11 protein-coding genes, 2 pseudogenes and 1 riboswitch are annotated in these 12,050 nt (G+C 60.2%); of the genes and pseudogenes, 9 read left to right on the forward strand and 4 right to left on the reverse strand.

The features are described from left to right. Both VNX23_RS27065 and VNX23_RS27070 read left to right on the forward strand, forming a co-directional pair. Window positions 1-528 (forward strand): efflux RND transporter periplasmic adaptor subunit (locus tag VNX23_RS27065; RefSeq protein ID WP_325634635.1); only part of this gene is annotated, 528 nt, incomplete at its 5' end. Between the two features lie 157 nt (window positions 529-685). Beyond that, window positions 686-2,038, forward strand: coding sequence for a sensor histidine kinase (locus VNX23_RS27070; protein WP_325634636.1), 1,353 nt, complete (start codon window positions 686-688; stop codon window positions 2,036-2,038). Window positions 2,039-2,113: 75 nt separating this feature from the next. Here the strand turns inward: VNX23_RS27070 and VNX23_RS27075 are convergent, their stop codons facing one another. Continuing rightward, complete coding sequence (locus VNX23_RS27075; RefSeq protein ID WP_325634637.1) at window positions 2,114-2,854, reverse strand: class I SAM-dependent methyltransferase; 741 nt, start codon at window positions 2,852-2,854, stop codon at window positions 2,114-2,116. A gap of 555 nt (window positions 2,855-3,409) precedes the next feature. Here VNX23_RS27075 and VNX23_RS27080 point away from each other — a divergent pair. Next, complete coding sequence (locus VNX23_RS27080) at window positions 3,410-5,101, forward strand: alpha-keto acid decarboxylase family protein (RefSeq protein ID WP_325634638.1); 1,692 nt, start codon at window positions 3,410-3,412, stop codon at window positions 5,099-5,101. Window positions 5,102-5,416: 315 nt separating this feature from the next. Here the strand turns inward: VNX23_RS27080 and VNX23_RS27085 are convergent, their stop codons facing one another. Continuing rightward, entirely contained in the window at window positions 5,417-5,632 is a 216-nt protein-coding gene (locus VNX23_RS27085) for a dodecin family protein (protein ID WP_325634639.1), read from the reverse strand. Between the two features lie 112 nt (window positions 5,633-5,744). Between VNX23_RS27085 and VNX23_RS27090 the strand changes: the two are divergent. Continuing rightward, window positions 5,745-6,086: pseudogene (locus VNX23_RS27090) on the forward strand (ABC transporter substrate-binding protein); the annotation flags it as partial. 323 nt (window positions 6,087-6,409) lie between these two features. Here the strand turns inward: VNX23_RS27090 and VNX23_RS27095 are convergent. Continuing rightward, complete coding sequence (locus tag VNX23_RS27095) at window positions 6,410-6,907, reverse strand: PRC-barrel domain-containing protein (RefSeq protein ID WP_325634640.1); 498 nt, start codon at window positions 6,905-6,907, stop codon at window positions 6,410-6,412. 177 nt (window positions 6,908-7,084) lie between these two features. After that, window positions 7,085-7,285: a hypothetical protein gene (locus VNX23_RS27100; RefSeq protein ID WP_325634641.1), complete on the reverse strand. Its 201-nt coding sequence runs from the start codon at window positions 7,283-7,285 to the stop codon at window positions 7,085-7,087. A gap of 1,004 nt (window positions 7,286-8,289) precedes the next feature. On the opposite strand from VNX23_RS27100, the pseudogene VNX23_RS27105 reads away from it, so the two are divergent. The 5 genes and pseudogenes from VNX23_RS27105 to VNX23_RS27125 form a co-directional block, all read left to right on the forward strand. Continuing rightward, a pseudogene (locus VNX23_RS27105) lies at window positions 8,290-8,691 on the forward strand (transglycosylase SLT domain-containing protein); the annotation flags it as partial. Window positions 8,692-8,971: 280 nt separating this feature from the next. Next, window positions 8,972-9,118: riboswitch (TPP riboswitch) on the forward strand. Further along, window positions 9,106-10,122 carry an FAD-dependent oxidoreductase gene (locus tag VNX23_RS27110; protein WP_325634642.1) on the forward strand — a complete coding sequence of 339 codons (1,017 nt, stop codon included), beginning with the start codon at window positions 9,106-9,108 and terminating at the stop codon, window positions 10,120-10,122. Its footprint overlaps the riboswitch before it by 13 nt. Continuing rightward, window positions 10,113-10,310: a sulfur carrier protein ThiS gene (thiS, locus tag VNX23_RS27115; protein WP_325634643.1), complete on the forward strand. Its 198-nt coding sequence runs from the start codon at window positions 10,113-10,115 to the stop codon at window positions 10,308-10,310. Before VNX23_RS27110 ends, thiS begins: the two co-directional genes overlap by 10 nt. 211 nt (window positions 10,311-10,521) lie before the next feature. Next, the gene (locus tag VNX23_RS27120; protein WP_325634644.1) at window positions 10,522-11,304 is read left to right on the forward strand and encodes a thiazole synthase; all 783 of its coding nucleotides are present in this window, start codon (window positions 10,522-10,524) and stop codon (window positions 11,302-11,304) included. After that, on the forward strand, window positions 11,291-11,917 hold the full coding sequence (locus VNX23_RS27125; protein ID WP_325634645.1) for a thiamine phosphate synthase: 627 nt from the start codon (window positions 11,291-11,293) through the stop codon (window positions 11,915-11,917). Before VNX23_RS27120 ends, VNX23_RS27125 begins: the two co-directional genes overlap by 14 nt. Window positions 11,918-12,050 lie beyond the last annotated feature (133 nt).

Genomic DNA, 12,050 nt, shown 5'->3' on the forward strand with positions numbered 1-12,050 from the left:
CTGGTGCAAGCCGACGCGACCAGCGGTACGTTCATGTTCACGATCATGCAGGGCAACGTGATCAGAACCCAGGTGTTCGTGCCGCAGGACCAAGCGTTCGGATTGCAGCCGGGCATCGAAGCCGTGGTGCACGTGCCCGAAATCCCGAATCGCACCTTTCCAGGCAAGGTGACGCGGATCGCCAATGCCCTGCAGCCGGGGTCCCGCACCCTGCTGACGGAAATCGATATCCCGAATCCCGACGGAACTCTCAGCCCCGGGATCTACTGCACCATCGAGCTCCACATTCCGCGCAAGACTCCAAGCTTCAGGGTGTCCGCGGATGCGATCATCTTCAATGAAGCTGGGCTGCAGGTCGCAGTGGTGGAGAATGGCGTGGTGCATCTGCGCAATGTCACGATCGTGCGCGACCTTGGGAAAGAAGTCGAGATCAACAGCGGCGTCAAGGGGGGCGATCAGGTGATCCTCAATCCGGCCGTCGATCTGCCCGACGGCAGCAAGGTACGCCCGGGGCAAAGCACGTCGTAGATCTTCTGAGGCCACGGCGATGCCGCAGACAGTCCTTGGGCGGGCACCAAATCATCGGCTGAGCTCGGGAATTCGACTATACGCTCATCGATAACGGCCGCCATACTTGCATCATGCGAGAGATGAGCGACCCGTGATCAGACGGAGACGTGAGAAGATGGAACCGATCAAGCCCCGCGGCGGCCCTAAAGCCCCTGGTCGCCCGCGTGTTGCCGACCGCTTAGAGCTGCAAGAGCAAGTAACCGAACTCGCTGCACAGCAGGCGGCGGCGTCGGAAGTGCTGCGCTCCATTGCTAATTCGCCGCACGAGTTGGAGCCTATCTTCGACACAATAATCGCCAATGCCGCCCGTCTCTGTAGAGCCGAAGCGAGCGCCTTGATACTCTTCGAGGAACACGGCTTGCGCTTTGTCGCGCGAACAGGTGTGGCAGATGGGTACTATGTCAAGGGCCACCTCTATCCAGTCAGCGAAGGCGCTCCCTCCGCACGAATGGTCAAAACGAAATCGCCGGTGCACATCGCCGACCTGACGGCAGATCAAGCCTATCTCCAGCGCGTACCCGGCCTGGTGGCTCTCGTGGAACAGATAGGCGTCCGGAGCTATCTGCTCGTCCCCATGCTGAAAGATGATGAATTAGTCGGCGGAATTACCATCGTCCGCGCCCACGTGCAGCCATTCACGGACAAGCAGATTGAGTTGGTCACGGCCTTTGCCGCGCAAGCTACGATCGCATTGGAGATTACCCGTCGCGAGCGGCAACTTCGGGAAGTGCAGATGGAGCTGGCACACGCAACTCGCGTCGTAGCAATGGGCCACCTTACGGGCTCGCTTGCCCATGAACTCAAGCAACCGCTTTCCGCGGTAGCCGTCAATGCGGACGCCAGCTCGCTCTGGCTGATGAGAGAACCGCCCCAGATCGAAAACGCAAAACAATCCATTCAGCGCATCATCAAGGCCGTCGACCGAGCCAGCGGTGTGATAGACCGGGTCCATAGTCTGGTGAAAAAAGCTGCCCCACGGATGGATACGATCAATATTAATGATGCAATCCTAGAGATTATGACCGTGGTCCACGGGGAGGTAGTGAAGAACCGAATCAGGGTGCAGACGCGATTGTCAGATAGCCTACCGCGCGTTCGGGGAGATCGGGTCCGACTTCAACAAGTGATGCTCAATCTAATCATCAACGCCATTCAGGCGATGAGCGGCCTCACTGACAGCATCCGTGAGCTACGTATCAGCACCGAGAGTACAAAGGAAGAGGTGCGCGTCGCGGTGCGGGATACCGGTCCCGGCTTGAGCGTGGACAACCTCGAGAAACTGTTCGAGCCATTCTTCACGACAAAACCCAGCGGCATGGGCATGGGACTGTCGATCTGCCGCACCATCGTCGAAGAACACGGCGGACGGCTGTGGGCGAACGAAAACCTGCCGCAGGGCGCCCTGTTTCAGTTCGCGCTGCCGCCGGCCGAGGGGGTATTCGTGAATCAGATCGACTCGGTCTCGTGACGAGCCCGAGCCGACCTGGTGGGAACGCCACCTGCATATGCCTTTTCACGACCGCTTTTGAGGATTTAGTTCGATCTATCGCTTGCTGAAAAAGCTAAATCGCATGCTCTCCTTGTTCGGATACCAGTTCCAGTCATCCGCATCGGCCTCCTGTTCGATGCGCCAAATCTCATCGAGCAAAGAGGAATCGGAAACAGCGAACTGGAAGCCGTTGCGGACGAAAGCGTCGGACCACTCTGCAAATGTCCAAAAGGTCTGCAAGCCCGCAAATAATTCGTAGTCCTCGATCACTTCCTCCGTCATATCGGTAGCCGTGCCGTGAAACACGATTCCTGCACGACATACCCGAAACATCTCCTTGATCGCCTGGTCGATCTCTTCTTCGGGAAGGTAAGGAAGGCTCGTTTCGTAAATGAAGTCGAACGATCCGTCCGTGAACGGCATTTTACGCACGTCGCCGAGCAGGTTTCGTCGGCGCCACTCAACCGGCGTTTTCGAATGAATGTACGCATTGTTTTCGATGCCCCAGGCTTCGACGCCCAGCCTGTCGAATTGTTTGAGGGTCAGGCCATTGGCGCTGCCGCAGTCAAGCAACTTGTAGGGCGCCTGCGCACCCCAGACGGCATTGATCAAATCAACAAGATATTTCGAATTAAAGGCAGCCTGGAAAATGTCTTCATATCTCCGATTACCGGAGTAGTTCTCGAAATAGCTGTCAGCGACCGCTCCATTCCTGTCCGTCACGTCCTTGCCGATCTGATACGCGAATTTGCGCTTGCGCACCTCGGTAATGCTCTGGCTGCCATCATCATCCATCTCTCCAATCTCCTGTTGTGGAGATCGCAAACAGCCGCGCTGATGCCATCCCTGCGATATCGATCAAACCCTAAATATACGAGTTTTGCCCGATTGTACGATCCACGTGGGAGCGCGTTGCTATCGGTCAGTAACTTCTTCGACCAGAATGACTCGTGGGCGCCGGGCGGCGCGGCGTGTGCTGCGCGTCTAGCGGCAGGTGAGCACCGTTTCTTTCAAGAAATTGCCTTTTTTCTTCAAGACACGCGCGCAGCTTTCAAAATATCACCATTGCAGTCGGGGGGAAGTTTCAGGAACGCGGCTATGGCAACGCGACGGTGCCCTCGCATATCAGGTGTGGGCCATGAGAAGGACCATGAATTGGCGCAGTCCGAAGCCGTGTCGGGTCCCCACTCAACCATTTCAGACTTCTGCCTGACCAGGATCACCAACAAGTATGCAGCCGAGGGCGCTGTGGTTTGCCCCGCATCACGGCACGGCAGCCGCTCGGATGCTGCGCCACAACCGTACCGGCAGTAAACGCCGAACCTTTGCCAACACGGAACGGAGAAGGCCATGAACGAACAGAAAGAGACCGGCAGAACAGCGAATGTGAAGGCTGTCAGCGTCGCTGACTACATCGTTGAGCGCCTTGCCGCAGAGGGAATCGACCACTGCTTTGGCGTTGCCGGCGATTACGTGTTTCCAATCTGCGATGCTGTCGACAGCAGTGCAAAGGTGAAATGGATTGGCTGCGCCAATGAATTGAATGCGTCTTATGCCGCGGACGGCTATGCGCGCATCCGGGGCGCGGCCATGCTGACTACGACCTACGGCGTTGGAGAGTTATCGGCCATAAACGGCGTGATGGGCGCCAAGGCGGAAAAATCACTGGTCTTTCACGTCGTCGGAATGCCCTCTTACCAGAATCAGCGCTTGGGCAAGATTGCCCACCACACCCTCGGCGACGGCATCTTCGGCAATTTCGTCGATCTGTCCGCCAAAGCAGCATGCACTCATGCCGTCATCAATCCGCAGAACTGCGTCATCGAAATGGAACGCGTCATCGCGGAGGCGCACCGTAACAGTCAGCCGGCTTACATCGTCGTGCCGTCGGACTACGCACTATCCCCGATCGTGCCGGCTGACGTAAAGCCGCTTGTACCTCGATCAAACGCGGCAGCGTTGGAAAAGGCGATGGCGGCGATCGCGCAGCGCATCAAACAGGCAAAAGCCGTCGTTGCCTTTCCGGCCTTCACAATTTCGCGGCTCGGCTTGCAGAAGCAGGCACAGAGAGCGATCGAAGCTGTGGGCTGCCCCTTTGTCACAACGCTGATGGAGAAATGCCTCTTTGACGAGAGTCATTCGCAGTTTGCCGGAATGTATGTTGGTGCGGTGTCAGAAAAAAGAACCCGCCAAATCGTCGAAGGCGCCGATCTGGTCCTCGATCTCGGTGGCGTCAATTTGAACGACATTACCACCGCCGCCTATTCAGGCCGGTTTGATCTTTCTCGGTTCATTACCGTCGGCCTCAACGACGTCAGGATTGGAGACAAAATCATTCCCAATGTCAGGCTGGCGGATGTTTTGACGGGGCTGGCCGAGCTTAAGCCGTCATCCACGCCATATCGAGGAACACCACAAGCTCTTGCACCCGTAAACGGAAGCCCGTCCGACAAGATCACGATGGACGCCCTTTATCCGCGCTATGCAGCGTTCCTGCGCACGGGCGACACGGTCGTTCTTGAGACCGGCAGCTCGAGCCTTGGCGTGACGCCGACGATATTTCCGGACGGCGTCAGGGTGGAAGCGCAAGTTCTGTGGGGATCGATCGGTTGGGCAACCCCAGCCGCATTCGGTGTCGCGCTCGCCGACCCGAGCAGGCGTACCATTCTGATCACGGGTGAAGGCTCGCATCAACTGACTGCGAACGACATTGGCGCCATGGGGCGGTTCGGAGCCAACGTCATTGTCTTCGTACTCAACAACGACGGTTATCTCATCGAGCGCGCCCTGGAGGAAAACCCGGACTGGACTTACAACGACCTCGCGCCCTGGAAGTACGCCGAATTACCGAAGGCGCTGGGATGCGCAAATTGGTACACCGCGCGTGTAACCACGCTGGGCGAGCTCGACGAGGCGATGAAGGCCGCTCGCGCCAGCAAGTCGGGGGCATATATCGAGATCATTGGCGGCAGAATGGATATGCCGCCGGCCCTCGCCTTCGCCCATGGCCAACTTAAATCCATGTACGGCGACGCGCCATAAGACCTACAGGCCCGAAACAGCAGATGGCACGAGCAGCTATGCTCCGCCATCTGCGAGGTCCAGATGTCGGCTTCTGTCCCTCGCGTCATTTGGGTCTTGCGCGGCGGTTCGACCGCTTTCACTGCAAAGCTGAAGTGGGCTCGGCATTGCCTGCAGAATCCGGATGATGAAAATGCCTCCCAAAAGCGCGATCTCGACCGCAAGTCATCGCGCCTTTTGGCTCGCGGGCCATTCCGGGACCAGCCGCCGGCACCGGGGAATGCAGTCATGGCCGGGCAAAAACGCGCCGCTTCTGCCCGGCCATGACATCTCGGCTCAGGAGCCCTCGAATTTGAAGGAGACCTTCAGTTTGGCGCGATAGGCCTCGACCTTGCCCTTGGCGTCCAGTTGCAGGTCAAGCTCGGAAACTTCGGCGACGCGCAAATCCCTTAAGGTCTGTCCCGCCCGTTCGACCGCGGAGCTCGCTGCCTTTTCCCAGGACTCTTTACTGGTCCCGACCAGTTCGATGATTTTGTAGACGCTGTCAGGCATGCCGTCCTCCCTTTCGGTTTGGGCAGGACGCAGGATGCTCCTGCCGCTCTCAAGCCTAACATCGCGATCCCCGCGCTGAAAGTCGCAAATCCGGGGCGACAGCGGTAACTATCGCGCCTTCTCCAAACGTTTCAACGAAAGGGTCGGCCACATGCCGACCATGATCCAGGCAGGTCTTTATTCGGCGACGATGCACTACCTGAAGGCGATCGAGGCAACCGGCACGGATCAAGCGCCGAGAGTGACAGCGCAGATGCGCGCAACCCCGATCAACGACTTCTTCGCCAGGAACGGCAAGATCCGGATCGACGGCCGCATGGTCCACGACAATTACCGGTTCGAGGTCAAGAGACCTGAGGAATCGAAGGGCGAATGGGATCTTTACAAGCTGCTCGCCACCGTTCCCGGCGACGAAGCTCGACAAGGGTGGCTGCCGCTGGTGAAGACGAATTGAGACGCTTCCTTGCATTGGATCAACGAGACGCGACCACGCGCACCGTCATCGCTAGGAGCGTCAGCGACGAAGCAATCCAGCGTGACGATTTTCGACTGAGCTGCTTTGTCAGTCGAGCAGTTCACCTCTCCCCGGCGGGGAGAGGTCGGATCGCGATAGCGATCCGGGTGAGGGGCACCGCAATTACGAAAGACCGTAACCCCTCACCCCGACCCCTCTCCAAAGAAAGAGGGGGCACACCTCCATTGCGGCTGGGTTCGACAAAAAAGCGCGCCCGGCAAAGCCGGACGCGCTTGCCTCAAGCCAGTATATTCGGCCGTGCCTTACGTCGAATATTTGAATTCAGGCATCGCCTTCAACTCGTCCTTGGTGGCGTTGAAGAGGGCGTGATCGGGATACCACGGGTTTTTCGTTGAAGTCGACGTGCTCGCAGACCCTGTGGTGGACGGCTTGTTGCTGCTGCTGCTGCTGGTCGTGGTCGAGGGAACCGGCTGATCGACGAACTTGATCTTGTCGAAGGGAATAGCGACAAGATGCTCGCCCATGCCAAGGAACCCGCCGACGCCGAGCACGACGGCCTTGATGTTTCCGCTCTTGTCAATCAAGAGGTCGTTAATCGAACCGATGCTCTCATTCTTGTCATTGTAGACGTTAAGCCCGACGACTTTCGACCCGCGCCAGGTGCTGCCCTGCAGCGAGGATTCAGACATCGTTGACGCCGCGTTGGCCTTGTCGGTGGTCGCTGTCGGGGTTTGCGCCGAGGCAACCGTCGCCAGCAACGCCGTACCGGCCATCACCGCCGTGAGATATTTTGCAAACATCTGGTTTCTCCCTCAGAGAATTTGTGGGGAGAGAACATTCTTGCGCCGCGCCAGTTCCGGTCTCCAGGGTGCAATTTGCTTTGCGGCGCAACGGGAACACGCCCCGCCCGCACGCGCGCTCCGATCAAAGCCGGAACGCGACGATGTCATTTTCGAAAGATGCCTTTTGTCCCGCGGCTAGGCCGCCAGCGCTTCGCTGTCCTGCTCGTCGTCTTCGAAGTAGGCGATCGCCTCGAAGCGGTAGTCGCAGGCGAGGCAGCGCCAGAGATAGGACGTGCGGCCCGGTTCCCTCTCGATCCACTCGGGAATCGCAATCGGCTGACCACATTGGGCGCAGGGGTTTTCGCGAGGCAGGGAACCCAAGTTTAGTCTGGCCATTGGCCTTCTCCCTTTTTCTTTTCTTTTTTTGTGAAAACAAATTGAACAGGCGGAGAGGAACTCCGTCACGCAGTATGTCTGAACAATCAATGGGACAATTCTACGGGCGGCATCATTGCGCGACCCGACGACGAATGCAATGCGATAAAAAAATTAATTCGGCCCTGATCCCGGACCAGGTTCCACCTCGGGGTCTACGCTGTCCACCGCGCCAGCCGTGCGGAGATGGATGGTGGCGATGTCGTCGGCGTATGCCTTCTGCCAGCCATCGACATGATCGAGCAGTGATCGACGCGCTCTGCGCGCGCATCAAGGTCGCCGCTCATTTGTACGCATCGAGCAGGCGGAACAGATCGCCTGGCTCCGGGCCGGTGGCGGCGCTGTGATCGACGAAGAATTTTTCGCCATAGAGTTCGGTGCGGCCGTCGATGAAACGTGAAACGCCGCCAGTGTCCTGATTCCGAAGTTCGCATCATTGCGCGGCAACCTGGTTTGCGAACTTCGGAATCGAAAGGACACTGGCAATTTATTGTTTCCATTGTGGCTTTGGTTCAGAAGTCCGCGTGACGGACTCGCAGCAACAATGATGCGGACTTCTGAACCGCCACACGAGTGTCCTGATTCCGAAGTTCGCATCATTGCGCGGCAACCTGGTTTGCGAACGATCGCCGTCATTCGGGATTAGTCAACAGCGCGTGGGCTGCCGACGAAGAGGATTTCGAGCGGCACTTCGGAATCGAAAGGACACCGGCAATTTATTGTTTCCAGTGTGGCTTTGGTTCAGAAGTCCGCATGACGGACTCGCCGCAGCAATGATGCGGACTTCAGAACCGCCGCACTAGTAGGCTGCAGACTAAAGTGGCGCGGGACGATGCCGGCAAAGCCAGAGAAAGTCGGTTTTTCGCCACATCCCTGCCGCGTCGAACGCGATGATTTACCCGCGCTTTGCCTTTCGAATCGCAAGGCCTTGACCCGCTTGCCGCAACGCCCCCGAGGGTTCGCCCATGAAGTCTTTGTTAGCCCTGGCAGCGCTCGCCGCGCTGAGCGCGCTGGTGACCGCTCAAGCGGCGCGCGCCCAGCGCGCCGAATATAATGAGCTGGTGGCAAAGCACGCACATGCCAACGCCGTCCCCGAAGCCCTGGTGCATCGGGTGATCCTGCGCGAGAGCCGTTATCAACCCCACCTCGTCGGGCGCGGCGGCACGATCGGCCTGATGCAGATCAAGCTCGCCACTGCCCGCGGCCTTGGCTACACCGGAACGGCGGAAGGGCTGCGCGATCCCGACACCAATCTCACCTATGCGGTGAGATATCTCGCCGGCGCCTACCGCGCCGCAAACGGCGATCATCATCGCGCCATGGCCTATTACGCCAGCGGCTATTACTACGTCGCGAAACGGCAGCGTTCCGGGCATATCAGGCATCCCGAACCGCAAGCCGCGAGTGAGTAGCGCCGCTGCTCCCTCCCCCTGGAAGGGGAGGGCTCGCACTCTCATTGAGCACGCCGATCCCCTCCCGCTTGCTCGCAAGCGAGCAAAGCAACCTCCCCTTTTCAAGGGGAGGTTCCAAAAAGTCATGCATCCCGATTCGAACTGGCTCAGTCACGCAAACTACGTGGCACTGCATCCGGGGCGCACAAAACGCCGTAGCGCGCGTTGACACCCCGCCGCATCGGCTTACATTAGGGGCCGTTCCGAGGGGAGTTCCGATGAGGAGCTGAGAGACCGCACCCTCAATTCCAAAAGGCCCTCGTCCTGGAGGATGCGAGACCGCGGTGACCCTTTGAACCTGATCCGGGTCATGCCGGCGAAGGGACAGGGATGTACCAGAACAAGGCGAGTCCACGGGCGGAATCCCCCATTTCGGTCATCGGCGCTGGCATCGCCGGGGCATGGCAGGCGCTTTTGTTTGCGCAGGCTGGACGCGCCGTCACGCTGCATGAGCGCAGCTCCCCTGCCATGACGCAATCGACGAGCTATTGGGCCGGGGGCATGCTCGCGCCCCACTGCGAGGCGGAAGTCTCCGAACCGTTGATCGTCAGATTAGGCATCCGTTCGCTTTCACTGTGGCGCGAACATTTTCCGCAAACCCCGTTCAACGGCTCGCTGGTGGTGGCGCACGCGCGCGACCGTGCCGACTTCGAACGATTCGCCCGTCTCACCTCGGGTTATCGGCGGCTGGATGCGCAAGGCCTGCGCGAGATCGAACCCTCGCTCGAGGGCCGTTTCCGCGAGGGTCTTTTCTACGCCGACGAAGGCCATGTCGAGCCGCGGCGGATCCTGCCGGAATTGCACGCGCGCATCGCGGCAGCCGGCGGCCAGATCAGATTTGACAGCGATGCCGACCCCGAAGAAATCGACGGCATCGTGATCGATTGCCGCGGACTTGCCGCCCGCGACAGGCAAAACAGGCTACGCGGCGTCAAAGGCGAAATCATCCTGATCGAGACCGACGAGGTTGGACTGTCGCGGCCGGTGCGGCTGATCCATCCGCGCTGGCCGCTCTATGTGATCCCGCGCGGTGGCAATCGCTTCATGCTGGGGGCGACCTCGATCGAGAGCGAGGACAACGGCGTCAGCGTCCGCTCGGCGCTTGAGCTTCTGGGCGCAGCCTATGCCGTGCATCCGGCCTTCGCCGAAGCCCGCATCGTCGAATTCGGCTCCGGCCTGCGGCCGGCCTATCCCGACAACCTGCCGCGCATTGCGGTGAACAACGATCACATCGCCGTCAACGGGCTTTATCGCCACGGCTTTCTGCTGGCACCGGCGCTCGCCGAATTGACGCTCGGCTATGTCGAGCGCGGCGTGATCGACAATGAGGTGATGCAATGCGCGTGATCGTCAACGGCCAGGCGCGCGAGATTTCGTCGCGAAGCGTCGATGCGCTGCTCGCCGAGCTCGACTATGAGGGCACGCATTTTGCGATCGCGTTGAACTACGACGTGCTGCCGAAAAGCCGCTGGGCGGAGACGGCGCTCACGAACGGCGACGAGATCGAGATCATCACGCCGCGGCAGGGAGGGTGAAAGTGCGTTGCTCGCGAACATCCATCCGCAGGTCGTCCCCGCGAAAGCGGGGACCCATAACCACGACCGGTTATTGTTGCGAAGAACGTCGCCCGGCGTGCCTTCCTGAAGGGCCGCGGCGTATGGGTCCCGGCTCGCGTTCGCTCTGGACAACGCTTCGCGTTGCCAGGAGCTCTCTTGGCCGGGACGACGAGGACAGGACTTAAAAGCCATGCTGAATTTCTACGGCCGCGAATTCACATCCCGCCTCTTGGTCGGCACGGCGCTCTACCCCTCGCCCGCGATCATGCAAGGCGCGATCCGCGCCAGTGGCGCACAGATCGTCACCGTGTCGCTGCGGCGCGAGGCCGGCGGCGGCAAGGCGGGCGAAGCCTTCTGGTCGCTGATCCGCGAGCTCGGCGTCACCGTGCTGCCCAACACCGCCGGCTGCCGCACCGTGCGCGAGGCGGTGACCACGGCAAAACTCGCGCGCGAATTGTTCGGCACATCCTGGATCAAGCTCGAGGTCATCGCCGACAACGACACGCTGCAGCCGGATGTGGTCGGCCTCGTCGAAGCCGCCGACATCCTGATCAGGGACGGCTTCGAGGTGTTCCCCTATTGCACGGAAGATCTCTCGGTCGCGATGCGGCTCGTGGACGCCGGCTGCAAGGTGGTGATGCCGTGGGCGGCGCCGATCGGCAGCGCCAGGGGGATCATCAGTCCGGACGCGCTAAAGCTCCTGCGCGATCGTCTGCTGGAAATTGCGCTGGTGGTCGATGCCGGAATCGGCGCGCCGAGCCACGCCGCGCGCGCGCTCGAGCTCGGCTACGACGCGGTGCTGCTCAACACCGCGATTGCGAAAGCCGCCGATCCCGTTGCGATGGCAAGAGCGTTCCGTCAAGGCGTCGAGGCCGGGCGTGCCGCGTTCGAAGCCGGCCTGATGGAAGCGCGCGACTTCGCCTCCCCTTCAACCCCCGTCGTTGGGACACCGTTCTGGCATGCCGCATCCTGATCGCCCCGCCTATCCTGATCGCTTCTATCCCGTGGTCGACAGCGTCGCCTGGGTGGCGCGGCTGGCGCTGCTCGGCGTCGGCACCATCCAGCTGCGTGCCAAGAATCTGAGCGAGTCCGACGCGGTGCAGACGATCCTCGACGCGCTCGAAGTCATCAAGGGCACGCGAGCCGAGCTGGTAGTGAACGATTACTGGCGCGCGGCAATCATTGCCGGCGCCAGGCACATCCATCTCGGCCAGGAGGACCTCGCCGCGGCCGACCTGCACGCGATCCGCGCGGGCGGGCTTACGCTTGGCATCTCCACCCATGACGACGACGAACTGGCGATCGCCCTGCATGCCAGGCCCGACTACATCGCGCTTGGACCGATCTTTCCGACCACGCTGAAATCGATGCGCTTTGCGCCGCAAGGCATCGCCAGGATCAGCGAATGGAAGAAGCGCATCGGCGATATCCCGCTGGTGGCGATCGGCGGCATCAAGCTCGAACAGGCGCGCGAGATTTATGCCGCGGGCGCCGATTCCATCGCTGTCGTCAGCGACATCACCCAGAACGCCGATCCGGACGCGCGGGTGCGCAGCTGGCTCGGATTGAAGGCGGAGGCCGCGTGAAACACCGTATCCACCGTCATTGCGAGCGAAGACAACTACCAGCGTCATTCCGGGATGGTGCGTCAGCACCAGACCCGGAATCTCGAGATTCCGGGTTCGATGCTTCGCATCGCCCCGGAATGACGTCGCAATC

The sequence above is a fragment of the Bradyrhizobium sp. genome, assembly GCF_035570375.1.
In the GTDB taxonomy this organism is placed as follows: Bacteria; Pseudomonadota; Alphaproteobacteria; order Rhizobiales; family Xanthobacteraceae; genus Bradyrhizobium.

What these genes read in the sequence shown, in the direction of transcription:
- thiS (WP_325634643.1), top strand. Translation starts at nt 10,113, where the DNA reads ATGCGCGTGATCGTCAACGGCCAGGCGCGCGAGATTTCGTCGCGAAGC.
- VNX23_RS27095 (WP_325634640.1), bottom strand. Translation starts at nt 6,907, where the DNA reads ATGTTTGCAAAATATCTCACGGCGGTGATGGCCGGTACGGCGTTGCTG.
- VNX23_RS27120 (WP_325634644.1), top strand. Translation starts at nt 10,522, where the DNA reads ATGCTGAATTTCTACGGCCGCGAATTCACATCCCGCCTCTTGGTCGGC.
- VNX23_RS27070 (WP_325634636.1), top strand. Translation starts at nt 686, where the DNA reads ATGGAACCGATCAAGCCCCGCGGCGGCCCTAAAGCCCCTGGTCGCCCG.
- VNX23_RS27110 (WP_325634642.1), top strand. Translation starts at nt 9,106, where the DNA reads ATGTACCAGAACAAGGCGAGTCCACGGGCGGAATCCCCCATTTCGGTC.
- VNX23_RS27125 (WP_325634645.1), top strand. Translation starts at nt 11,291, where the DNA reads ATGCCGCATCCTGATCGCCCCGCCTATCCTGATCGCTTCTATCCCGTG.
- VNX23_RS27100 (WP_325634641.1), bottom strand. Translation starts at nt 7,285, where the DNA reads ATGGCCAGACTAAACTTGGGTTCCCTGCCTCGCGAAAACCCCTGCGCC.
- VNX23_RS27080 (WP_325634638.1), top strand. Translation starts at nt 3,410, where the DNA reads ATGAACGAACAGAAAGAGACCGGCAGAACAGCGAATGTGAAGGCTGTC.
- VNX23_RS27075 (WP_325634637.1), bottom strand. Translation starts at nt 2,854, where the DNA reads ATGGATGATGATGGCAGCCAGAGCATTACCGAGGTGCGCAAGCGCAAA.
- VNX23_RS27085 (WP_325634639.1), bottom strand. Translation starts at nt 5,632, where the DNA reads ATGCCTGACAGCGTCTACAAAATCATCGAACTGGTCGGGACCAGTAAA.